At 75.5% G+C, this 21,829-nt stretch carries 24 protein-coding genes; 12 read left to right on the forward strand and 12 right to left on the reverse strand.

The window, feature by feature from the left end; translation table 11 throughout:
- The first annotated feature begins 123 nt into the window (after window positions 1-123).
- Both ACI79I_RS20470 and ACI79I_RS20475 read left to right on the forward strand, forming a co-directional pair.
- Window positions 124-1,299: an acyl-CoA dehydrogenase family protein gene (locus tag ACI79I_RS20470; RefSeq protein ID WP_456994155.1), complete on the forward strand. Its 1,176-nt coding sequence runs from the start codon at window positions 124-126 to the stop codon at window positions 1,297-1,299.
- 7 nt (window positions 1,300-1,306) lie between these two features.
- Window positions 1,307-2,473 (forward strand): acyl-CoA dehydrogenase family protein, encoded by a 1,167-nt coding sequence (locus ACI79I_RS20475; protein ID WP_456994156.1) that lies wholly within the window; start codon window positions 1,307-1,309, stop codon window positions 2,471-2,473.
- Window positions 2,474-2,557: 84 nt separating this feature from the next.
- On the opposite strand, the gene ACI79I_RS20480 is transcribed toward ACI79I_RS20475, so the two are convergent.
- Window positions 2,558-3,376, reverse strand: a complete 819-nt coding sequence (locus ACI79I_RS20480; protein WP_456994157.1) for an HDOD domain-containing protein — start codon at window positions 3,374-3,376, stop codon at window positions 2,558-2,560.
- Window positions 3,377-3,408: 32 nt separating this feature from the next.
- Window positions 3,409-5,478, reverse strand: a complete 2,070-nt coding sequence (locus ACI79I_RS20485) for a putative bifunctional diguanylate cyclase/phosphodiesterase (RefSeq protein WP_456994158.1) — start codon at window positions 5,476-5,478, stop codon at window positions 3,409-3,411.
- A gap of 370 nt (window positions 5,479-5,848) precedes the next feature.
- Here ACI79I_RS20485 and ACI79I_RS20490 point away from each other — a divergent pair, with 370 nt between their 5' ends.
- From ACI79I_RS20490 to ACI79I_RS20510, 5 genes are read left to right on the forward strand one after another with little or no spacing between them, the layout of a single operon-like run.
- Window positions 5,849-7,384, forward strand: coding sequence for a Re/Si-specific NAD(P)(+) transhydrogenase subunit alpha (locus tag ACI79I_RS20490; protein ID WP_456994211.1), 1,536 nt, complete (start codon window positions 5,849-5,851; stop codon window positions 7,382-7,384).
- Window positions 7,381-8,784 carry a Re/Si-specific NAD(P)(+) transhydrogenase subunit beta gene (gene pntB / locus ACI79I_RS20495; protein WP_456994159.1) on the forward strand — a complete coding sequence of 468 codons (1,404 nt, stop codon included), beginning with the start codon at window positions 7,381-7,383 and terminating at the stop codon, window positions 8,782-8,784. Before ACI79I_RS20490 ends, pntB begins: the two co-directional genes overlap by 4 nt.
- 46 nt (window positions 8,785-8,830) lie before the next feature.
- Complete coding sequence (locus tag ACI79I_RS20500) at window positions 8,831-9,715, forward strand: MEDS domain-containing protein (protein ID WP_456994160.1); 885 nt, start codon at window positions 8,831-8,833, stop codon at window positions 9,713-9,715.
- A complete protein-coding gene (locus tag ACI79I_RS20505) occupies window positions 9,712-10,347 on the forward strand; it encodes an ATP-binding protein (protein WP_456994162.1) in 636 nt (211 codons plus the stop codon). Before ACI79I_RS20500 ends, ACI79I_RS20505 begins: the two co-directional genes overlap by 4 nt.
- 59 nt (window positions 10,348-10,406) lie before the next feature.
- Entirely contained in the window at window positions 10,407-10,853 is a 447-nt protein-coding gene (locus tag ACI79I_RS20510) for a hypothetical protein (protein ID WP_456994163.1), read from the forward strand.
- A gap of 5 nt (window positions 10,854-10,858) precedes the next feature.
- On the opposite strand, the gene ACI79I_RS20515 is transcribed toward ACI79I_RS20510, so the two are convergent.
- The 3 genes from ACI79I_RS20515 to ACI79I_RS20525 are packed head-to-tail and all read right to left on the reverse strand — an operon-like array spanning window position 10,859 to window position 12,454.
- Window positions 10,859-11,407: a GXWXG domain-containing protein gene (locus tag ACI79I_RS20515; protein ID WP_456994164.1), complete on the reverse strand. Its 549-nt coding sequence runs from the start codon at window positions 11,405-11,407 to the stop codon at window positions 10,859-10,861.
- Complete coding sequence (locus ACI79I_RS20520) at window positions 11,404-12,228, reverse strand: pentapeptide repeat-containing protein (protein ID WP_456994165.1); 825 nt, start codon at window positions 12,226-12,228, stop codon at window positions 11,404-11,406. The genes ACI79I_RS20515 and ACI79I_RS20520 overlap by 4 nt, the downstream gene beginning before the upstream one ends.
- A 16-nt stretch (window positions 12,229-12,244) precedes the next feature.
- Window positions 12,245-12,454, reverse strand: coding sequence for a DUF4177 domain-containing protein (locus tag ACI79I_RS20525; RefSeq protein ID WP_456946646.1), 210 nt, complete (start codon window positions 12,452-12,454; stop codon window positions 12,245-12,247).
- Window positions 12,455-12,499: 45 nt separating this feature from the next.
- Between ACI79I_RS20525 and ACI79I_RS20530 the strand changes: the two genes are divergently transcribed.
- The gene (locus ACI79I_RS20530; protein WP_456994166.1) at window positions 12,500-12,883 is read left to right on the forward strand and encodes a VOC family protein; all 384 of its coding nucleotides are present in this window, start codon (window positions 12,500-12,502) and stop codon (window positions 12,881-12,883) included.
- 12 nt (window positions 12,884-12,895) lie between these two features.
- Here the strand turns inward: ACI79I_RS20530 and ACI79I_RS20535 are convergent, their stop codons facing one another.
- The gene (locus tag ACI79I_RS20535) at window positions 12,896-13,306 is read right to left on the reverse strand and encodes a hypothetical protein (protein WP_456994167.1); all 411 of its coding nucleotides are present in this window, start codon (window positions 13,304-13,306) and stop codon (window positions 12,896-12,898) included.
- Window positions 13,307-13,405: 99 nt separating this feature from the next.
- Between ACI79I_RS20535 and ACI79I_RS20540 the strand changes: the two genes are divergently transcribed.
- The 4 genes from ACI79I_RS20540 (at window position 13,406) to ACI79I_RS20555 (ending at window position 15,835) form a co-directional block, all read left to right on the forward strand.
- A complete protein-coding gene (locus ACI79I_RS20540; protein WP_456994168.1) occupies window positions 13,406-13,795 on the forward strand; it encodes a DUF2784 family protein in 390 nt (129 codons plus the stop codon).
- Window positions 13,796-13,891: 96 nt separating this feature from the next.
- A complete protein-coding gene (locus ACI79I_RS20545) occupies window positions 13,892-15,067 on the forward strand; it encodes a DUF2332 domain-containing protein (protein WP_456994169.1) in 1,176 nt (391 codons plus the stop codon).
- A 133-nt stretch (window positions 15,068-15,200) separates the two neighbouring features.
- The gene (locus ACI79I_RS20550) at window positions 15,201-15,485 is read left to right on the forward strand and encodes a hypothetical protein (RefSeq protein ID WP_456994170.1); all 285 of its coding nucleotides are present in this window, start codon (window positions 15,201-15,203) and stop codon (window positions 15,483-15,485) included.
- Window positions 15,486-15,643: 158 nt separating this feature from the next.
- Entirely contained in the window at window positions 15,644-15,835 is a 192-nt protein-coding gene (locus ACI79I_RS20555) for a hypothetical protein (RefSeq protein WP_456994171.1), read from the forward strand.
- A gap of 9 nt (window positions 15,836-15,844) precedes the next feature.
- Here ACI79I_RS20555 and ACI79I_RS20560 read toward each other — a convergent pair whose 3' ends face one another.
- The 6 genes from ACI79I_RS20560 to ACI79I_RS20585 form a co-directional block, all read right to left on the reverse strand.
- A complete protein-coding gene (locus ACI79I_RS20560) occupies window positions 15,845-16,573 on the reverse strand; it encodes a DUF72 domain-containing protein (RefSeq protein ID WP_456994172.1) in 729 nt (242 codons plus the stop codon).
- An 18-nt stretch (window positions 16,574-16,591) separates the two neighbouring features.
- On the reverse strand, window positions 16,592-17,437 hold the full coding sequence (locus ACI79I_RS20565; RefSeq protein WP_456994173.1) for an SDR family NAD(P)-dependent oxidoreductase: 846 nt from the start codon (window positions 17,435-17,437) through the stop codon (window positions 16,592-16,594).
- Window positions 17,434-18,990 carry a flavin-containing monooxygenase gene (locus ACI79I_RS20570; RefSeq protein ID WP_456994174.1) on the reverse strand — a complete coding sequence of 519 codons (1,557 nt, stop codon included), beginning with the start codon at window positions 18,988-18,990 and terminating at the stop codon, window positions 17,434-17,436. Before ACI79I_RS20570 ends, ACI79I_RS20565 begins: the two co-directional genes overlap by 4 nt.
- A 37-nt stretch (window positions 18,991-19,027) precedes the next feature.
- Complete coding sequence (locus tag ACI79I_RS20575; protein ID WP_456994175.1) at window positions 19,028-19,672, reverse strand: TetR/AcrR family transcriptional regulator; 645 nt, start codon at window positions 19,670-19,672, stop codon at window positions 19,028-19,030.
- Between the two features lie 59 nt (window positions 19,673-19,731).
- Window positions 19,732-20,367 carry a class I SAM-dependent methyltransferase gene (locus ACI79I_RS20580; protein WP_456994176.1) on the reverse strand — a complete coding sequence of 212 codons (636 nt, stop codon included), beginning with the start codon at window positions 20,365-20,367 and terminating at the stop codon, window positions 19,732-19,734.
- Window positions 20,368-20,838: 471 nt separating this feature from the next.
- Window positions 20,839-21,720 (reverse strand): aggregation-promoting factor C-terminal-like domain-containing protein, encoded by an 882-nt coding sequence (locus ACI79I_RS20585; RefSeq protein ID WP_456994177.1) that lies wholly within the window; start codon window positions 21,718-21,720, stop codon window positions 20,839-20,841.
- Window positions 21,721-21,829 lie beyond the last annotated feature (109 nt).

Here is a 21,829-nt window from a genome sequence, read left to right on the forward strand (position 1 = left end):
CGCCGCCGTCCCGACGCGCCGGGAGCCGCGGTCGCCCCGGGAGCTACCGGTCGGTAGCTCGTGTGGGATCGTCGGGGTGACCCACCTGCGAGACGGCGGTGCTGCCGTCAGGAGAGAGGCCCGATGCGGTTGCAGCTGTCCCCGGAGCTGGAGGCGTTCCGGGAGGAGATGCGGACGTTCTTCACGACCGAGGTCCCCCAGGAGATCCGCGACACCGTCGCCGCCCGCCGGCACGTGTCCAAGGACCAGTACGTCCAGACCCAGCGGATCCTGAACGCCGCAGGGCTCGCCGTCCCCCACTGGCCGGTGGAGTGGGGCGGCAAGGACTGGACGCCGCTGCAGCGGCACATCTGGCGCGAGGAGATGCAGCTGGCGTGCGTGCCGGAGCCGCTGGCCTTCAACGCCGGCATGATCGGCCCGGTCATCGCCGCCTTCGGCAACCAGGAGCAGAAGGAGCGGTTCCTGCCCGCGACGGCGAACCTCGACATCTGGTGGTGCCAGGGCTTCTCCGAGCCCGACGCCGGCTCCGACCTGGCCAGCCTGCGCACGACCGCCGTCCGCGACGGCGACGACTGGGTCGTCAACGGCCAGAAGACGTGGACGACGCTGGGCCAGCACGCCGACTGGATCTTCTGCCTCGTCCGCACCGACCCGACCGCCGAGAAGAAGCAGCGCGGCATCTCGATGCTGGTCTTCCCGATGGACTCCCCCGGGGTCACGCTGCGGCCGATCGAGCTCGTCGACGGCAGCTTCGAGGTCAACGAGGTCTTCTTCGAGGACGTCCGCGTCCCGGCGGAGAACCTCATCGGCGAGGAGAACCGCGGCTGGGACTACGCGAAGTTCCTGCTCGGGAACGAGCGCGTGGGCATCGCCCGCGTCGGCGCCACCAAGCGGCTGCTCGCCCAGGCCAAGGAGTACGCGCGGGAGGTCACCGTCGACGGCCGGCCGCTCGCCGACGACCCGCGGATGGCCGGCCGCATCGCCGAGCTGGAGAACGACCTGCTCGCGCTGGAGCTGACCGCCCTGCGCGTGGCCGCGCACTCCTCCGACGGCCGGCCGCACCCGGCGTCCTCGGTGCTCAAGCTCCGCGGGTCGGAGCTGCAGCAGGCCGCCACCGAGCTGATCGTCGACATCGCCGGCCCGCTCTCGGTCGCCTCCTTCGCCGACGAGGGCTCCGACGTGCCGGACTGGGCCCGCGTGGCGACCCCCGAGTACCTGAACAACCGCAAGGTCTCCATCTACGGAGGCTCCAACGAGGTGCAGCGCACCATCATCGCCGGCACGATCCTGGGGCTGTGAGGTAACCGTGGACTTCACCTTCGACAGCGAGCAGAACGACCTGCGGGAGGCCGTGCGCGGCCTGCTGGAGCGCGCCTACGGCGACAGCGAGGCCCGCCGCAGGGTCGTGGCCCAGGACCCGGGCTTCGACGAGAAGACGTGGTCGCGGATGGCGGAGATGGGCCTGCTCGGCCTGCCCTTCGCCGAGGAGCACGGCGGCATGGGCGCCGGGCCGATCGAGGTGGCGATCGTCGCCGAGGAGATCGGGCGGGTGCTCGCGCCCGAGCCCTTCGTCGAGACGGTCGTGCTGGCCGGCGGGCTGGTCGCCGCGGTCGGCACCGACGCGCAGCGGGGCGAGGTGCTGGCGGGCATCGCCGAGGGCACCTCGCTGGCCGCGTTCGCGCACGCCGAGCCCGGCACCCGGTGGAGCCCGTCGGCGGCGGCGGTCACCGCCACCGAGGACGGCGGCAGCTGGCGGCTCACCGGCGTCAAGGAGCCGGTGCCCGGCGGCGCGCGGGCCGACGTCCTGGTGGTGTCCGCTCGGCTGACCGGGGACGGGGCCTCCGGCGGCACCGCGCTGTTCCTCGTCCGCGGCGACGCCGACGGCCTGACCCGCACCGGCTACCGCACCCACGACGGCGGCCGTGCGGCGCGCGTGGCGTTCGACGGCACCCCCGCGGAGCTGCTCGGGGAGGGGACCGGTGACCGGGCCGCGGACGTCGAGAACGCGCTCGCCGCGGCCCGCATCGCCTACAGCCACGAGGCGGTCGGCGCCATGGACACCGCGCTGCGGACCACGGCCGAGTACCTCAAGACCCGCAAGCAGTTCGGCGTGACGCTGAGCAAGTTCCAGGCGCTGACCTTCCGGGCGGCGGACATGTACGTCTCCCTGGAGCTGGCCCGCAGCACCGCGCTGTGGGGGGCGATGGTGGCCGACGCCGGTGGGGACGTCGTCGCCGCGGCCGACCGCGTGCGGCTGCAGACCAGCCGCGCCGGACGGCACATCGGCAAGGAGGCCATCCAGCTGCACGGCGGCATCGGGGTGACCGCGGAGTACAAGGTCGGTCACTACACGAGCCGGCTCACCGCGATCGACCACCTGCTCGGTGACGGCGACTGGGCGCTGGCCCGGCTGGCCGCCGGCGTCACCGACCACGAGACGGTCGACCCGATCGGCGCCCCCTACACCGGCTGACGAGCAGGGCCGGCGTCCCTCAGGGGGCGCCGGCCCTGGTGCGGCCCTCCTGCGCGGGGCGGGCTCTCCCTCAGGCCAGCATCCTCAGCCCAGCATCGCCAGGCGCAGCTCCTCGGCCCCGGCGGTGACCTTCTCGGCCACCGCGGGGACGGCGTCCTCCCGCAGCAGGCCGCCGGTGACCTGCTCCACCGGCACCGGCTGGTACCCCTCCGAGGTGAGCCGCGAGACGATCTCCAGCGCGCCGCGCAGCAGGGCCCCCTCGTCGGCGCCCAGGTCGTCGACGGCGGTCAACGGGGCCACCATGCTCGCCGGGAAGCCCCACTGGTCCAGCGCCACCGCGGTCAGCCGGAAGGCGTGGATGCCGTACCGGTGGACCTCCGCGGCGCGGCGACCGGCGATGGTCGACTCGGCCGCGACCAGATCGGCGTAGCCGTCGGGGTCGTTGTGGTGCAGCAGGGCGATCCCCAGCGGCGCGAGCAGGCCCAGGCAGAGCGCGTCCTGTGGCCGCTCGCCGAACCGCGGGGCCAGGGTCGAGGCGGCCAGGGCGACACTGGTGCTGCGCCGCCAGAAGTCCTCCGGCAGCCGCGACTCGTCGTCCAGGTCGGTCAGCGCCACGGTCGCCATGGTCCGCACGGTCGTGAAGCCGATGACGGTCACCGCGAACTGCAGCGAGGTCACCCGCCCGCGCATGCCGAAGTAGGCGGAGTTGGCCAGCTTCATCACCCGGCCGGCCAGCGCGACGTCCGCGGCGAGGGTCTCGGCCAGCACCCTGGCGCTGGTGTCGTCGGAGTTGGCCGCGGAGACGATGTGCGCGGCGACCGGCTTCTGGGCGGCCATGGTGTCGATGCTGGCGAGCACCGCCTCCAGGTCGAAGGTCGGTGCGGCGGCCAGGGTGGCGGGCACGTCGGCTCCCGGGAGGACGAGGCGGGCTGGGGTCATGGGGTGTGCGCGGCGAACCACGCGGCGGTCCGGTGGCCGGTCATCGGCGCGGCGAGGCTGAAGCCCTGCAGGAAGCCGGCGCCGAGGGCGGCGAGCTGCGCGGCCTGCTCGGCGGTCTCGACCCCCTCGGCGACGGTGGACAGACCGAGGTTCTTGGCCAGCGCGATGACCGCCGAGGCGATCTCGGTGTGGCCGTGCGCCAGCTCGGCGACGAACGAGCGGTCCACCTTGAGGCAGTCCACCGGCAGGTGTCGCAGGTAGGCCAGGGACGAGTAGCCGGTGCCGAAGTCGTCGATCGCCAGCTGGACGCCGAGCGCGCGCAGCTGGCCGAGCACCTCGCGGGCCGAGGCGGGGTCCTTCATCAGGGCCGACTCGGTGATCTCGATGGACAGCCGGGACGGGGCCAGCCCGTGCCGCTCCAGCGCCGCGACCACGTGGCCGTGCAGGTTGGCGTCCAGCTGCAGCGCCGAGACGTTGACGTTGGCCCGCCGCGGCGCGGCCGGGCCGAGCAGCCGGTCCCACTCCGCGACCTGCCGGCAGGTCTCGTCGAGGACCAGCAGGCCCAGCCCGCCGATCAGCCCGCTCTCCTCGGCCAGGGCCACGAACGTCGCCGGGCTGATCGGGCCCCGCTCGGGGTGGTCCCAGCGGGCCAGCGACTCGACCGCGACCGAGCTGCCGTCGACGGCGCTGAAGATCGGCTGGTACAGCAGCGTGATCTCCCGGCCCTCGATGGCCTCGCGGAGCTCGACGACCAGCCGCAGCTTGTCGCGGGCCTCGGCACGGGCCCGCTGGTCGAGCACGGTGATCCGGCCCTTGCCGCCGGCCTTGGCCTGGTACATGGCGATGTCGCAGTCGCGGATCAGCTCCTCCGCGGCGGTGTGCTCGGCGGTCTGCACGGTGACCCCCACGCTGGCGTGCGGCCGGACGTCGACCCCGCCCAGCTTCACCGGCTCGGTCAGCACGGCACCGATCCGCTCGGCCAGCGCGACGGCGTCGTCCTCCCCCACGTCCTCGCAGACGACCACGAACTCGTCGCCGCCGAAGCGCGCCACCAGGTCGCCGGGGCGCACCGTCGCGCGCAGCCGGGCGGCGATCTCCACCAGCAGCTCGTCGCCGGCGGCGTGCCCCAGCGAGTCGTTGACGACCTTGAAGTTGTCCAGGTCGAGGAACAGGCAGGCCAGGCCGCTGCCGCCCCGCGTGAACCGCGCGGCGACGTGGTCGGCCAGCAGGGTCCGGTTGGGCAGCCCGGTCAGCGGGTCGTGGTTGGCCTGGTGGGCCAGCCGCGTCTCGAAGGCCAGCCGCTCGGTGATGTCCTCGATCGTGCCGACGAACCCCGCGCCCACGCCGGGGGTGAACAGGTGCGCGAAGCGGATGACCGTCGTCCGCTCGGTGCCGTCCTCGCGGACCAGGCGCGCCTGCGCCTCGCCGTCCCCGCCGCCGAGGACCGCGACCACCTGCTCGATCACCGCGTCGAGGTCCTCCGGGTGCACCGTGGCCATCCAGCCGGTGCCCAGGAGCTGCTCGGCCTGCAGGCCCACGAGGCTGCAGAAGGCGTCGTTGACGTGCGCGAGGCGCATCCCCTGTTCGGAGAGCAGGGTCGGGATGGGCGAGCGCTCGGTCAGTGTGGCGAAGCGCTGCTCGTGGGCGTCGGCGGTCGCACGCAGCGCCCGCTCCTGCTCGTTGGACGTCGGCACCAGCCGCAGGGTCCACATCCGGCCCGACGGCGAGGGGGTGCACACCACGAGCGTGTCGACCAGGGCGCCACTGGCGGTCCGGACCGGCAGGTTCATGCGGGCGGCCCGTTCGCGGCGCAGCAGGAGCTTGATCTCGCCGCCGCGCAGGGTGGGGACCAGGGTGGCGACCGGCAGCGACCGCAGGTCGGCCAGGCCGAAGCCGAGCAGCTGCGTGGCGCCCTCGTTGCCCCAGGTGACGCGGGGGGTCCCGCCGACCAGCTCGGCAACGAGGAGGACGAGTGTGTCGCTCACCGCGGCGCCGTAGAAGATCGACGAGACGATCTCCGGTGAGACCACCGGCTCGGCCGGCACCGTCGTCGCTGACACGCTCACCCCTTCGTCCCCGCACCGGCGGGGGATGCCGGGCGCGCCGGGCGGTCCCGGCTCACTGACGAGTACGGCAGCCCGGGCGTGCGGCTGCAGCCGACGGCGGTGTGGCCTCACCCGCACGGGTGGGGGCGGCGCCCCGCGGAGGTGGCGCGCCGCCCCGCGGCTGCGGTCGGTCACCGGCCGCGGGAGGGCGGCTCGGCGCCGTCCGGGGGCGCGCCACCGGGTGGGAGCGGCATGATCGGCTCCGGCTGCGCCACCACGCACGCCGTCCCGTGGACCCGCTGGACCGGCGGGCCCACCCGTACCTCGCACCGGATGCCCCGTCGACGACGCCGGGGCCGACCCGCCAGGAGGAGTGGACGTGCTCATCGGAGTGCCCAGGGAGACCCGTCCCGGGGAGACACGGGTGGCCGCGACGCCGGCGACGGTGCGGCAGCTCACCGCGCTCGGCTACGCCGTGGTCGTCGAGGCCGGGGCCGGGCGGGCGGCCAGCTTCCCCGACGAGGCCTACGCCGACGCCGGCGCGCGGCTGGTGGGGACGGCGGCCGAGGCGTGGGGCGCCGACGTCGTCCTGCACGTCGCCCGGCCGCGGGCAGGGGAGATCGACCTGCTCCGGGACGGCGCGGTGCTGATCAGCCAGCTGACCCCCGCGCTCGACCCCGACCTGGTCGCCACGCTGGCCGCCCGGCCGGTCACGGCGCTGGCGGTCGACGCGGTCCCCCGGATCTCCCGCGCGCAGTCGCTGGACGTGCTGTCCTCGATGGCCAACGTCGCCGGCTACCGGGCCGTGGTGGAGGCCGCGCACGCGTTCGGCCGGTTCTTCACCGGGCAGGTCACCGCCGCCGGCAAGGTCCCGCCGGCCACGGTGCTGGTCGCCGGCGCCGGGGTGGCGGGGCTGGCGGCGATCGGCACGGCCAGCAGCCTCGGGGCGATCGTGCGGGCCACCGACGTCCGGCCCGAGGTCGCCGAGCAGATCGCCTCGATGGGCGGCGAGTACGTCGGTGTGCCGGCCGACGACCAGCAGGCCGGCGGCACGGGCTACGCGGGCGTGACCTCCGAGGACTACGACCGCCGGGCGGCGCAGGTGTACGCCGAGCAGGTCCGCGAGGCCGACATCGTCATCACCACCGCCCTCATCCCCGGCCGGCCGGCGCCGCGGCTGATCACCGAGGAGATGGTGGCGAGCATGCGGCCCGGCAGCGTGATCGTGGACATGGCCGCCGCGCAGGGCGGCAACGTCGCGGGCTCGGTCCCCGACGAGGTCGTGGTGACGCCCAACGGCGTGACGGTGATCGGCTACACCGACCTGCCCGGCCGGCTGCCCGGGCAGTCCTCGCAGCTGTACGGCACCAACCTGGTCAACCTGGTGAAGCTGCTGACCCCGGCGAAGGACGGGCAGCTGGTCCTCGACCTCGACGACGTCGTCCAGCGGGCGATGACCGTCGTCCGGGACGGTGAGGTCCTCTGGCCGCCCCCGCCGGTGCAGGTGTCGGCGGCGCCGCCCCCCGCGCCGGCCCCCAGCGCGGCCGCCCCCGCACCGGCCGAGCGGCCGCCGGCCTCCCGCACCCGGACCCCGCTGCTGGTCGGCGGGGCGGCGGTGGCGCTGTTCCTCGTCACGGCGTTCTCACCCAGCCAGCTGATCGGCAACCTCACCGTGTTCGCGCTGTCGATCGTCGTCGGCTTCTACGTCATCGGGAACGTGCACCACGCGCTGCACACGCCGCTGATGAGCGTCACCAACGCGATCTCCGGGATCATCGTGGTCGGGGCCCTGCTGCAGATCGGCCACACGAGCACGCTGGTCAGCGTGCTGGCGTTCATCGCGGTGCTGGTCGCCAGCATCAACGTCTTCGGCGGCTTCTCCGTGACCCGCCGCATGCTCGGCATGTTCACGCGAGGCCGGGCATGAGCGCGTCCTCCGCCGCCGCGGCGGCCTACATCGTCGCCGGCCTGCTGTTCGTCCTCAGCCTGGCCGGGTTGTCGAAGCACGAGACGGCCAGGCGCGGCAACGCCTACGGCATCGCCGGCATGGCCGTCGCCCTGGTCGCCACGATCGGGCTGGCCGCCCGCAGCGCCGGGGCCGCCGCGATCGCCGCCATCGCCGCCGCGATGGTCATCGGCGCGGCCCTCGGCCTGTGGCGGGCCCGCAGCGTGCAGATGACCGGCATGCCCGAGCTGATCGCGGTGCTGCACAGCTTCGTCGGCCTGGCCGCGGTGCTGGTCGGGTGGAACGGCTACCTGTCGGTCGAGCGGGCGGGCACCGAACAGACCGAGGTGCCCGCCGACCTGCTCGGCATCCACTCCGCCGAGGTGGTCATCGGCGTCTTCATCGGCGCGGTCACCTTCACCGGCTCCATCGTCGCCTTCCTCAAGCTCTCGGCCCGCATCAGGAGCAACCCGCTGATGCTGCCGGGCCGCAACGCGCTCAACCTCGGCGCGCTCGTCGCCTTCGCCGGGCTGGCCGTCGCCTTCGTCGCCGCGCCGAACCTCGCCGTCCTCGCCGTCGTCACGGCGCTGGCCCTCGCGCTGGGCTGGCACCTGGTCGCCTCCATCGGCGGCGGCGACATGCCGGTCGTCGTCTCGATGCTCAACAGCTACTCGGGGTGGGCGGCCGCCGCGTCGGGCTTCCTGCTCGACAACGACCTGCTGATCATCACCGGTGCACTGGTCGGCTCCTCGGGCGCCTACCTCTCCTACATCATGTGCCGGGCGATGAACCGGTCCTTCCTGTCGGTCATCGCCGGCGGCTTCGGCAACGAGGGCAGCACCGCCGCCGGCGTGGAGGGCGAGCACACCGAGATCACCGCCGAGGAGGCCGCCGAGCTGCTCCGAGAGGCGGAGTCGGTGGTCATCACGCCGGGCTACGGGATGGCGGTCGCGCACGCGCAGGGGCCGGTCGCCGAGCTCACCCGCAGGCTCACCGACAAGGGCGTGCGGGTCCGCTTCGGCATCCACCCGGTCGCCGGCCGGCTGCCCGGCCACATGAACGTGCTGCTGGCCGAGGCGAAGGTCCCCTACGACATCGTCCTGGAGATGGACGAGATCAACGACGACTTCCCCGAGACCTCCGTCGTCCTGGTCATCGGGGCCAACGACACGGTCAACCCGGCCGCGCTCGAGGACCCGGGCAGCCCGATCGCCGGCATGCCCGTCCTCGCGGTCTGGGAGGCCGAGCACGTCGTCGTCTTCAAGCGCTCGATGAACACCGGCTACGCCGGCGTCCAGAACCCGCTGTTCTTCCGGGAGAACACCCGGATGCTGTTCGGCGACGCCCGGGAGCGGGTCGAGGACATCCTCCGCGCACTGTGACCGAGGGGGGCTGTCTCCTGGACGGCCGAGCGCCTACCGTGGGTCCGTGCGCTCCTCGGGGACGGTCCTCGAGCCGGTCGTCACCGGCCCGGCCGACCACGTCTGCTGGGTCCACGACGACGCCGAGTCCCTCGCCGAGGCGGCCAGCCGCTTCCTGGCCGGCGGGCTGGCCCGTGGCGAGCGCCTGCTCTACGTCGGTCCGGAGGACGGCATCGCCCGGCTCCGCAGCGATCCCGGCCCGCTCGGCCCGCTGGCGGACCTCGAGGCCGACGGCCGGCTGGTCCTGCTGTCCCTCGCCGACGCCTACAGCCGCGTCGGCCGCTTCGTGCCCGAGCGGCAGCTGGCCTTCTACGAGGAGGCCACCCGGCAGGCGATCGAGGACGGCTGCTCCGGCCTGCGGGTCGTCGCCGAGCTGACCGCGCTGGCCGCCGATCCCGCCACACGGGACGAGCTCGCCCGGTGGGAGCACCTGGCCGACGACTTCATGGCCGCGGGCAGCGGGATGTCGGCCCTGTGCGCCTACCGCCGCGACGGACTGGACGCCGAGGCGCTCGCCGCCGTGGCGAGCGTGCACCCGCAGGTGCGCGTCCCCGGCGGCGGAGCGCCCGACGACGTGGCGCCGTTCCGGGTCTTCTGCGACGAGGGCCGGGTGGTCGTGGCCGGCAGCGTCGACGCCTTCAGCGCCGACCGCCTCGCCCGGGTCCTCGCCGCCTCCCCCGCCGACGCCCTCGAGCTGGCCACCCTCGACCTCGCGGGGCTGCGGTTCGCCGACGCGGCCGGCTGCCGGGCGATCGCCTCCTGGGCCCAGGACCGCCTGCGCCGCGGACGGCGCGTCGTCCTGGTCGAGACCACACCTGTGTTCGCCCGGGTGTGGCGGCTGCTCGGGTACGACGCGCTGGCGCCGGTCACGCCGGGGAGTGCCACCGCGTGAGGGCGGCCTCGGGCTTCCTGCACGAGACGGTCACCTACCGCGGCGACGAAGGCTTCCTCGACGGCGTGCTCGGGTTCGTGCGCGCGGGGCTGGACCGCGACGAGGACGTCGTGGTCGTCGAGCCACGGCCGCGACTCGGCTTGCTGCGCGACGCCCTCGGCTCGGACTCGGCCGCGGTGGAGCTCCTCGACATGACCCAGGTCGGCGCCAACCCCGGCCGGATCATCGGCGTCTGGGCCCCGCTGCCCCCGCCGGGGGAGGTCGTGCTGCGCGGCGGGTTCCGGGAGGCGGACCTGCCCGACGTGCGCCGGACCGTCGCGACGTACGCGCGCTCCTGCGACCTGCCCGCCGAGCGCGTGGAGGCGCTGGCCCTGGCCGCGTCGGAACTGGCCACCGACAGCGTGCGGCACGGCGAGGGCGGCGGGACCCTGGCGATGTGGCGCCAGCCCGGCGCCGCCGTCGTCGAGTTCACCGACGCCGGGCGGCTGACCGATCCGCTGGTCGGCCGGCGGCTCCCCGACCCCACCCGGCTCGGCGGGCGCGGGGTCTACCTGGTGCACCAGCTGTGCGACCTGGTGCAGGTGCGCAGCTCCTCGCGGGGGACGACGGTCCGCGTCACCACCTGGCTCTGACCGGGCCCCCGCCCGCACCGGCGCTTGCGCCGGCGCCCCGCGTCCCCGACCGTTGCGGCGTGGACCCCTTCCGCAGCCTGGGCATGCCGCGCATCCCCGGACTGTCCGAGCTCATCGCCCAGCTGCAGGCGCAGACCGAGGCCCTGGCCCAGCTGCCGCGGACGATGACCGACCTCAACACGGCCGTTCGCGACCTCATCGCCGCGACCACCGTCGCCACCGAGACGATCGCCTCCGCCCAGCGCACCGCCGAGCGGCTGGAGACCCTCGTCGAGGAGCTGGAGGAGCCGGTCCGGTCGCTGCGGCCCGGGCTGGAGCGGGTGGGCAAGGTGCTCGACGACCCGGTCATCGACACCGTCCCCGACACCCTGCGACGGATCTCCGAGGACCTGCTGCCCCTGATCCACACCCTGCGCCAGGCCACCACGCGGCTCGGGTCGGTCACCGGCATCCTGCGCCGGCGCGGGCGCCTCGAGGAGGCCGACGAGCCGCCATCGGGGGCCTGAGCCGGTCAGCCGCCGTCCCGTTCGAGGAGGAACGCGTAGGGCTCGGGCAGGCCGCGCATGTCCATGAGGCCCAGCAGCAGGTCGGGCGTGACCCGGCGGAAGGCGTCGATGACCGGCAGCCGGTCGTAGACCAGCGCGCCGGTGGCCACCCCGCGGTGCGTGACCACCCGCACCCGGGCGGCCGGGCGGCCGGTGCGCAGCAGCGGCCGGACAGCGGCGAACGCGACCCGGGCGGCGCGGCTCCGGGCCGGCCCGGGCGCCCGGCGCAGCAGCGCCAGCGGGGCGAGGGCCGGGTCGACCGGCCGCGGGACGCCGTCCGGGCCGGCGAACAGCAGCGGGTGGACGGTCTCGGCGTCGACGACCTCCTTGCCCCACCAGCCGTGCGCCGCGAGCAGCCCGTCCAGCCGTGAGCCGGTGGGCAGCTCGGCACCCCGCCAGCGGCCGACCAGGGTCTCCGGGTCCACCGCGGGCAGCCGGTCGGCGAAGCCCAGGACGTCGGCCGGCGCCGCCCCGCCCCGGTGCCGGGTCAGCCAGTCGACGGCGTCGTCGCTCACGACCAGTGCCCCGGGTGCTCCAGGCCGGCGGGGAGCACCGTCGCGGCGTCCCCGACGGCCGCCGCGACCTGCGGGCGGGTGAGGAACAGCGCGCCGGTCAGGTCGGCGCCGCGCAGGTCCGCGGCGCGCAGGTCGGCACCCAGCAGGTCGGCGGTCCGCAGGTCGGCGCCCCGGAGGTCGGCGCCGATGAGGTACGCGCCCCGCAGGCTCACGCCGCGGAGGTCGGCACGGCGCAGGTCGGCGCCCACCAGGTCCGCGTTGCGACGGTCCCGCGCTCCCCGGCGGCGGACGCCGGAGCGGGCCAGCTCGCTCACCGACGTCAGCAGCCCCCCGGCCTCCTGCCGCAGCGCAGCGGTGTCGACGGCGGCCAGTTCGTCGGGTCCCGCCGCGGTGAGCCGCTCGGCGCGCTCGTGCGCGGCGGCGAGCTCGCGGTGCAGCGGCCCCGCGGCCGCCAGGGCGAGGGCCTCGGTGAGGTACCAGAGCAGCTCGTGCAGCTGGCGCTGCACGCCGAACGCGGTGAACACCGCGTCGGCGACCTCGGGGCTCTCGCGCCAGTCGCGACCCCCGAAGGTGACCTGCACGGTCTGCTGGCCGGCGCCGAAGCAGTCGAACACCGTGCAGCCGGGGAACCCCCGCTCGCGCAGGTCGGCGTGGATCTCGCAGCGGAAGTCGCCCTGCAGGTGCGGGCAGGCGCGGCCGGCGGGCTTGTCGAGCGCGAAGTCGGCCGACGCGGTGAACGCGGGCGCCACGCAGCACAGCCCCGCACACCGGGCGCAGTCGGCCCGCAGCCGTGCCCGGCCGTCGGCGGCGGGGTGGGGCACGACGTCCTCCCGGGGATCAGCTGGTGGCGCGCTCCAAGGTGACGAGGACGCCCTCGACGCCCCCGGGGCCGATGCGGCCCTTCACCTCGACCGACGTGATGGCCCGGAGCTGCCACCCCTGCCGGGCGTGCTCGTTGAGCACCTTCTCCAGCTTGTCACCCGACATCTTGCCGCCGATGAGCCCCTCCCGGAGCTCGACCACCTTGTACTCGTAGCGCTGCGTCACGAGTTCCTCCTGTCGTCGGGGGCTGTCCACCCCGATGATGCCGGGGTGGACGTGCTGAGCAGCCGGATCCTGCTGCGGCCGAGCGACCCCGCGCGCTCCCGGGCCTTCTACCGCGACGTCCTGGGGCTGGCGGTCTACCGCGAGTTCGGGCCGCGGGACGACCCCGGGCAGGTGTTCTTCCTGGGCAACGGCCTGCTCGAGGTCTCCGGCCGCGGCGACGGGGCGCCGCGCGGGCTGGCGCTGTGGCTGCAGGTCCGCGACGCCGCCGCGGAGGTGGCGCGGCTGCGGGCGGCCGGCGTCCCGGTGCTGCGCGAGGCGCGCACCGAGCCGTGGGGTCTGGTCGAGGCGGAGGTGGCCGATCCCGACGGCCTCCGGATCGTCCTCGTCGAGGTGCCCCCCGACCACCCGCTGCGCCGCGACCCGCGCTGAGGGCGGTCGGCCCTAGGCGTTCCCGGCGGGGGCGTCACCGGCGGGCCGGTCCTCGGGCGGCTGGCGGCGCACGAGGTCGGCCACCGACTCCTCGAGCCGAGCCCACGTCGCGCTCCACTCCACGAGCGGCTCGAGGATCCGCTCGAAGACGGCGAGCTGCTCGTCGAAGGCCTGCAGCTGGGCCGTCATCGCCTGGATCTGCTGGCGCTGGCCCCGCACCGCCTTGTCGATCGCCTTCAGCTGGGCCGCCGAGAGGGCGCCGGGCGGGGAGGGCAGCCGCGGCAGGGAGAACGGGACGGCGCCGGCGGCCAGCCCCCGCGCGCGGTCGGTGAACGCGCGCAGCTGGCTGACGAACTCCTCGACCGACCGGCCGACCCGGTTGCCCGACCCCGGTTCCCGGTTGCCGTCCGGCTGCTCGCTCATGCGGTCCTCCTCGCGTCGTCCCGGCTCGCGGTGGCCGGCTCCCCCAGTCTCCCGCCGCGGGCGCTGCTCCCGCGCCCTCCCGCGTGCCACGCTGGTGCCGTGGTCGCCGCCGCCTCCGCCGTCGCCGTCCTGCACGCGGCCGTCGTCGTCGTGATGCTGACCGGCGCGCTGCTGGCCCTGCGGTGGCCGCGGCTGGTGCTCGTGCACGCGCCGGTGGCTGCCGCCGTCCTCGCGGTGAACCTGGCCGGTGCGCCGTGCCCGTTGACCGAGCTGGAGCTGGCGCTGTGGGCACGGGCCGGGGTCGAGCCCTACACCGGTGGCTTCCTGGGCCACTACCTGTTCTCGCCGCTGGGTCTGGAGGTCGGCAGCGCGGCGGTGCAGGCCTGGACCCACACGGTGGCGCTGCTGCCCAACGCCGTCGGCTACGGGGTGCTCGCCACCCGGGCGCTGCGCCGGCGCGGCCTGCCCGGCCCCGGCGTGAGCGGCTGACCCGGGGGACGCCGCCGGGGAGGCCGCTCCGGAGCTGCGTGCCGGGTCGGGAGAGGTCGACCCCGTGGTCACGTTCCCGTGGCTAGGGTCGTCGGGGTGCCGGAGCCGACCGCAGGGAGCGCCGCGGGGCGGGCCCGCACGCTCGCCCGGGTGTACCGGCGCTTCGGTGAGGTCGACGCCGCCGGGACCTCGCCGCTGTACCAGCGCGTCGCCGTCGCCCTGAGTGGCTCCGACGAGGCGTTGCGGGCGATCGAGGCGGTGCCGGCACGCAAGCGGCACCCCACGGTGGTCCTCGCGGCGCTGCACGACCTCGCCCTCGCCGGTCACGCCCCGGCGCTCGCCGGGGCCTACGCCGCTGGGGACGGCGACGCGGCCGCCGGCGCGGCGATCGACACGCTGCTGCGGATGACCGACGAGGTCGTGGCCATCGCGGTGCGCGGGCGGCCGCGGACCGACGAGACCGGACACGGCGCCGTGCTGTACCCGGCCATCGCCGAGGCGGCGCGCCGGGTGGGCGCGGATGCGGTCGGGCTGGTCGACGTCGGCTGCTCGGCCGGGCTCAACCTGACCGTCGATCGCGTCGGCATCTCCTACGGGGACGGACGATCGCTGGGCGACCCGTCCTCTCCCGTCCAGCAGTCGGCCTCGATCGTGGGCCACCGGCCCGTCCCGCTCCGGGCGGTGCCCCCGGTCGTCGCCCGGATCGGCGTCGACACCGACCCCCTCGACGTGACCGACGCCGACGACGCCCGGTGGCTGCGCGCCTGCCTGTGGCCGGGTCGGCCGGAGCGGGCCGCGGAGCTCGACGCGGAGATCGCGTTGGCGGCGGCGGAGCCTCCGGAGCTGCTGCGGGGGAACGCCGTCGAGGTGCTGCCGGACGCCCTCGCCCGGGTGCCCGCGGACGCCCTGCCGGTCGTCACCACGACGTGGACGCTGTCGCGCCTCCCGCTCGAGAGCCGCCTGCGCTTCCTCCAGCGCCTCGACGAGGCGGCGGCCGGCCGAGCGGTGGCGTGGGTGTCGGCGGAGGGGGTCGGGGTCGCGCCGGCGATCCCGACGCTCGGCGATCGCCGGGCCTCCGGCCACAGCACCATCGGGCTGGCGGTGTTCTCCGGGTCGGCCCTGCACGCGGAGGCCGTCGGCCGCTGCTGGTCACGGGGCCGCCTGCTGGCGTGGCTCGCGGACGACTGGTCCCGGACGTCCCTCGAGCACCTCCCAGCGCCTGGGCTCCGCACCGGACTCCCCGGCTTGTCCCCCGGCCGTCTCGACACCTAGCCTGCTGGCGTGGCCGGACGACTCATCGGGTGCGGGCCCGTCGGCGGATGACTCTCGAGCCGGCGGGTCCGTGGCACGGCTCTCGAGGGCGACCACCCCGCCGACCAGGGCCTCGACCGGCCCGGAGGACCACATGCTCCCCCGCTCCGACCACACCCGGGACGCAGCGAAGCTGCACGTCACCGTCACCGTCACCGACCTGATCGGCGTCCAACGCGTCCTCACCATGGTGACCGGACGCAACCACCGGCTCACCCGCTTCGATGCCGAGGAAGCGGGCGCCGGGCGCTGGCGGGTCAGCCTCGACCTCATCGCCGACCTGGACCAGGTCGAGCTCCTGGGAGCCCGGCTGCACCGGTTCCCCAGCGTGCTCGCCGTCGACGTCGACCTGGGTGGCGCCCTGGCCGCGACCGCGTGACCGCGTCGGCGCCCCGTCAGCGGCACCCACCGTCGAGCGACCGCCCGGAGCGCCAGAGACACCGGGCACTGGCCACGAGGCCGCGAGAGGGCCACGCTGGGGGTGGACACGGATCCGCCGACCGGGGGAGCTCCACGCCGCACCGTCAGGAGGCAGCCATGGTCGTGGTCAGTGAGAGCCCGCACGAGGCGGTCGTCGTCGACCTCCGCCAGGCCTGCATCGACCTGGCCGAGGCCCGCTCCGTGCAGCGGCGGTTCCCCACCCCGGAGTCCACGGCCCGCGTCGACCGCTGCCGGGCCCGGATCGACGAGCTGCTGGACCTGTGGAACGAGGTGGGCGACGACGGGTGAGCCGGTCGCTCAGGAGCCGGTCATCGCGCGCAGCGTCTCGGCGTTGCGGACGGCGTGGCCGTACCCGTCGTTGTTGAAGTACACGTAGACGTCCCGCCCGGCCTCGGCCCACTCCCCCACCCGGTCGGCCCACCAGCGCAGGTCGGCGTCGGGGTAGGAGCCGGCGTAGAGGTGCCGGGCGTCGGGCCCGTGCATCCGGACGTAGACGAACGGCCCGGTCGCCCGCAGCTCGCAGGGCAGGCCCGCGCCGCTCATCACGCAGTAGGCCGCCCCGTGCCGCTCGAGGAGCGCGAAGACGCCCTCGTCGTGCCAGCTGGGGTGGCGGAACTCCACGGCGACCCGCATCCAGTCCGGGAGCAGCGACAGGAAGAAGTCCAGCCGCTGGTCGTCGCGCTCCTGGGTCGGGGCCAACTGCACCAGCAGGACCGCGCGCTTGTCGCCGAGCTCGTGCCAGCACGCGGTCATCCGGCCGATCCAGGTCTCCGGCGCGTAGAGGCGCTTGGCGTGGGTGAGCCCGCGCGGCGCCTTGACCGACAGCTGGAACCCCGGCGGGAGCCGCTGCCGCCAGCCCACGAAGGTCGCCGTCCGGGGCCAGCGGTAGAAGCTCGCGTTGAGCTCGACGGTCCCGAACCGGCGCACGTAGTGGGCCAGCCGGTCGCGCGGCGGGGTCCCGGGCGGGTAGAGGACGCCGTCCCAGTGGTCGTAGCTCCAGCCCGACGTCCCGATGTGCACCGCCACGGGCGCCCTCCTACCCGCTCAGCGGCGGCGTCCCGCCAGGGCGGTGAGGCCGGCCAGCAGCCGGCCGGAGGAGCCGGGCGCGAGCCGGACCAGCAGGTCGGGGACGATGGCGCTCCAGCCGACCAGCTGCCGGGGCCGGCGCCGCTCCACCGCGGTCAGCACGACCCCTGCGGCCTTCGCCGGGTCCATGGTGAGCAGCCGGGCGAACTCCCGCTTCCCGCGCTCCCCCTCCTCGGCTGGCACGCCGGAGCCGACGCGGGCGTTCTCCGCGATGCGGGTGCGGATGCCGCCGGGGTGCACGCAGGTGACCCCGACGCCGTCCTCGGCCAGCTCGGAGCGCAGCGCCTCGGTGAAGCCGCGGACGGCGAACTTGCTGGTGGCGTAGGCCGCCTGACCGGCCGGCGCCATCAGGCCGAACACGCTGGAGACGTTCACCAGGTGCGATCCCGGGTGGGCCTTCAGCGTGGGCAGCAGCGCGTGGGTCAGCCGGACGACGGCGCGCAGGTTGACCTCCTGGACCTCCTCGAACTCCTCGAGGGTCACCTGGTCGAACCGCCCGCCGAGGGCGATCCCGGCGTTGTTCACCAGGAGGGTGACCTCCGGGTGCGCCGCGGCGAGGGTCGCGGCTCCCCGCCGGGTCTCCGCAGGGTCGGCGAGGTCCACGACGTACGTGGTGACGGTGAGCGCGGGGTGCGCCGTCCGGATCCCCCGCGCGACCGTCTCCAGCCCCTCGGCGTCCCGGTCGAGCAGCACCAGCGAGCTGCCGCGCCGGGCCAGGCCGGAGGCGAGCGCGGCGCCGATGCCGCCGGCGGCGCCGGTGACCACCGCCGTCCCGCCGGCGAACCGGTACGGGGCGAGGCTCACGCGGCGACCTCCTCGGCGGCCCGGGCCGGCTGCTGGCGGGCGAAGCGCACACCCTCGTCCTCCAGCGGGCCGCGCCGCATCAGCAGCACGTCGCGCACGTAGTTCTGGTACAGCCGCCACGGGGCCCGCGCGCCCTGTTTGGGCAGGGCGGCCAGGCTGCGCTGCACGTAACCGGCGGTCAGCCCGATGAACGGCTCGGTGCCACCGCCGGGGGGAGCGACCGGGGTGCAGGTGGCGTACCCGGAGGCGGCCATGTGCCGCAGCAGCCGGCAGACGTAGCGGGCGACGAGGTCGGCCTTCAGCGTCCAGGAGGCGTTGGTGTAGCCGATCGTCATGGAGAAGTTCGGCACCCCGGAGACCATCATCCCCTTGTAGCTGACCCGCTCCGACAGCTCGACCGGCTCGCCGTCGACGGTGAGGGTCATGCCGCCGATCGGCAGCAGGTTCAGCCCGGTGGCCGTGACGACGACGTCGGCCGGGAGCTCCTCGCCGGACTCCAGCGCGATCCCGGTCCCGGTGAACCCGGTGATCCGGTCGGTGACGATCGACGCCCGGCCCTCGCGGAGCGCGCGGAACAGGTCGCCGTCGGGCACCAGGCACAGCCGCTGGTCCCACGGGTCGTACGGCGGGCCGAAGTGCGTGTCGACGTCGAACCCGGCCGGGAGCTGCTTGCCGGCCAGCCGCTGGATGAACCGCCGCATCGCGGCCGGGCGCCGCCGGCTGAGCTGGTAGGAGGCCATGGAGACCAGCACGTTCTTCCACCGCACCACCGGGTAGACCGCGCGTGCCGGCAGCCGGCGGCGCAGCGTGTCGGCCAGCGGGTCCCGGCCGGGCAGGGAGAGCACGTAGCTGGGGGTGCGCTGCAGCATGGTCACGTGCGCGGCCGTCTCGGCCATGCTGGGCACGAGGGTGACCGCGGTCGCGCCGCTGCCGATGACGACCACCCGCTTGCCGGCGAAGTCCAGGTCCTCGGGCCAGTGCTGGGGGTGCACGATCGGGCCGCGGAAGCGCTCCTCGTCGGGGAACCGCGGGCGGTAGCCCTCGTCGTAGCGGTAGTACCCGGAGCAGACCGACAGCCACGAGCAGGTCAGCCGCACCGTCTCGCCGGTGTCGGTGCGCTGCGCGGTGACCGCCCAGCGTGCCTCGTCGGTCGACCACTCGGCGGAGACCACCCGGTGACCGAACCGGATGTGCCGGTCGACCCCGTGCTCGCGCGCGGTCTCCTGGACGTAGCGGCGGATGGACTCGCCGTCGGCGATCGCCCGCGCCTCGGTCCACGGCTTGAACGAGTAGCCCAGGGTGAACATGTCCGAGTCCGACCGGACGCCGGGGTAGCGGAACAGGTCCCAGGTCCCGCCGATGGCCTCCCGCGCCTCGAGGACGGCGTAGCTGCGGTCCGGCAGCTCGCGCTGGAGGTGACAGGCCGCCCCGATGCCCGACAGGCCGGCGCCGACGATCAGGACGTCGACGTGCTCGGTGGCGGTGTGCTCCGCGAGCTCGGGCATGGGCGCTCCCTGGCGGTCGGTGGTGACCTCCACCACGGTACTCGACACAATGTCGACTGTGCCGACTCGGCGTCGAGAATACGGGTCAGCCGTCGGCGCCGTAGATGGTCCTGAGCCAGACGGTCAGCAGGACGTCGATGAGGTCGTCCTCGGCGACGGCCGGACGGTGGCCGCCCAGCGTCACCTGGATCACCCGCTCGTTCATCCAGTTCAGCGCCACGGCCAGGTCGCGCGCCGGCGGGCCCGCGGGGGCGGCGCCGCGCGCCCGCTCGGCCTCGATGGCGGCGGCGGTCTCGGCGACGAAGCCCTCCATCACCTGCGACCACAGCTCGCGCACCTCGGCACTGCCGGCGAGCAGCTCGGTCGCGGCCGCGGTCAGTGCCCGGTGCGCGCGGAAGGTGTCGCGGACGGCGACCAGCGCCGCGCGCCAGCCAGCCCGCGCGTCGTCGGCGGTACCGGCCAGCGCGGCGGCCCGCAACTCGCGCGCCTCGGCCACCACGCGGTCGAGCAGCGCGAGGACGACGGCCTCCTTGGAGGCGAAGTAGAAGTAGAAGGTCGGCCGCGAGATGCCCGCGCCGCGCGCGAGGTCGTCGACGGAGATCTCGGCCAGCGGCCGCTCCCCCAGCAGCCGCTCGGCGGTGGCCAGCAGCGCGCGCTCCCGGTCGTCGCCGGAGGGGCGGCGGGCCCGGCGCCCCCGGCCGGGGACGGCAGCGGGGAGCGGGGCGGCCACGCCGCGACCCTACCGACGCCCGGGCGGCCCGGGCGCCGGCCGGGGACGACGTCCCCCGCTCAGGGGAGCCGCCAGACCGTCGTCCGCCGCAGGCCCGGACCCTCGGTCTCCGGGATCTCGTACACGGCCTCCGCGGCCAGCCGCTCGTGCGGCAGGTACGGCCGTCCCGGATCGCCCACGTACACCTCCACCCCGCGGGCGCGAGCGCGGTCGAGGAAGGGCAGCACCCGCTCGGTCATCTCGCGGTCGTAGCAGACGTCCCCGGCCAGGACGACCTCGACGCCGCGCAGGTCCCGGCCCAGGACGTCGCCGGTCACGCTGATGCCCGGGACCCCGTTGAGGCCGGCGTTGACGCCGATCGCCGTCCGGCTGAACACGTCGACGTCGCTGGCCAGGACCGACCGGGCCCCGGCCAGCCGGGCGGCGATGGCGACCAGGCCGCTGCCCGAGCCCAGGTCGAGCACCGCCCGGCGGGCGACCACGGCGGGCCGGTCGAGCACGAACCGGGCCAGCGCCTGCCCGCCCGGCCAGGCCGCGGCCCAGAACGGCGGCGCCTCACCGGCGCCGCCGCCGGCCTCCATGGCCTCCCAGAGCGCGACGACGTCGTCGGCCACGTGCAGCCGGACCTCCGGCACGGAGGACGGCCGCCGGACCTGGGTGTGGGCGCGGACGAACCGGGACGGGACGACTCTCACGCCCGGCAGTCCACCACCCGTGCCCCGGGCTCCGGTCACCCGACCGGCGACCGGTCGCTCCGGGCACGCCCGCCGGCGGGTCAGGGAGTGCGCGGGCGGCCCGGCGGCGGCGTGCGCGGCGTCCGGCGGGGCAGGTGGTCGCGGCACCACCGCTCACAGTCGGCGAGCAGGTTGCCGGTCGAGATCGGCCGGTCCACCGGAGCCGCTCCGGTGCGGCGGGGGCGCTCGGGCGGCCGCGCGGCTCCGGAGTCGGGACCCTGCTCGACGGCGCGCCGCTCCACCCTGCGCCTCCCCGGTCTCGGCGGCCGGTGGTCCTCACCGTCCCGCGTGTCGGTCCGAACGGGTCCCGTCGCGCGACGGGCCCCGGCACCAGGGTGCCCGAGCCCGTCGACGCGGAGAGCCGCACCCCTCCCCGGGGAGGCGTGCGGCTCTCGGCGTGCAGTGCGCGTCCGGGACGCGCGCGGTGTCGGCTCAGTACCAGCCGGTGGACTGCGAGTGCGACCAGGCCCCGCACGGGGAGCCGTAGCGCTCCTCGATGTAGATCAGGCCGGCGTCGATCTGGCGGTAGCCGTCCGAGGTCTTGGCGATCCCGGTGCCGGCCCAGGTGGAGTCGAGGAACTGCGGGATGCCGTAGGCGGTGCTGGAGGGGTTCTGCGCGTTGGGGTTCCAGCCGCTCTCCTTGCCCCACAGCTTCTCCAGGCAGCTGAACTGGTCGGCGCTGCCGACCTTGCTCATGGCGTAGTCCTTGAAGGACCCGCTGCGCGCCGGGGCGGCGGCCGCGGCCGGAGCAGCGGCGGCGGCAGCCCGGGCCGCCTGCGCGGCCTGCTGCTCGGCGGCAGCGCGCTCGGCGGCCTCCCGGGCGGCCTGCTCGGCAGCAGCGGCCTCGGCGGCGGCACGCTCGGCGGCCGCGCGCTCGGCGGCCTGGCGCTCCAGCTCGGCCTGGTCGGCCGCGGCCTGCGCCTGGGCGGCGCTGGCCTGCGCCGCCTCGCGCTCGCTGCGGGAGGCGGTGAGGCCCTCGAGCGGCGCGAGGTCGGGCGCCGACGCCGTGGCGGGGTCGGCGGTGATGCCGAGCTGCTCGGCGACGCTCATCGAGGCGCTGACCGTCGCGGTCTCGGCCTCGGCGGCCGGCTGACCGGTGGTCAGCACGTTGACGACGATGGCGCCCGCGGCCGCGGTGGCCAGCAGGATCGCCGGCCGGCGACCCCGGGCCGGCAGCCGCAGCCGGCGACGGGGAGCGGCGGAGGGGAGCTCCGCGGTGGCGGGCTCGGCGGCGGCGAGCTCGGCGGTGGCCGGCTCGCCGGTGAGGGCGTCGGCGTCGGCGGGACGCGGGAACTGCGACGTGCGGGAGGTCATGGGGGTTCGTGTGCTCCGGGGGCGTGGGGGCGCGCACGAGCCGGATCTCAGCGAAGTGAGGTCAGCCCGGGGTGCGGCGGTCGACGTCGGGAGGTGCCGGTGGCGGTCG

The sequence above is a fragment of the Geodermatophilus sp. SYSU D01105 genome (assembly GCF_054050095.1).

Excerpts from the sequence above, each read along its gene's own strand:
- ACI79I_RS20470 (WP_456994155.1), top strand. The coding sequence starts at position 124 with ATGCGGTTGCAGCTGTCCCCGGAGCTGGAGGCGTTCCGGGAGGAGATG.
- pntB (WP_456994159.1), top strand. The coding sequence starts at position 7,381 with ATGAGCGCGTCCTCCGCCGCCGCGGCGGCCTACATCGTCGCCGGCCTG.
- ACI79I_RS20535 (WP_456994167.1), bottom strand. The coding sequence starts at position 13,306 with ATGAGCGAGCAGCCGGACGGCAACCGGGAACCGGGGTCGGGCAACCGG.
- ACI79I_RS20550 (WP_456994170.1), top strand. The coding sequence starts at position 15,201 with ATGCTCCCCCGCTCCGACCACACCCGGGACGCAGCGAAGCTGCACGTC.
- ACI79I_RS20555 (WP_456994171.1), top strand. The coding sequence starts at position 15,644 with ATGGTCGTGGTCAGTGAGAGCCCGCACGAGGCGGTCGTCGTCGACCTC.
- ACI79I_RS20585 (WP_456994177.1), bottom strand. The coding sequence starts at position 21,720 with ATGACCTCCCGCACGTCGCAGTTCCCGCGTCCCGCCGACGCCGACGCC.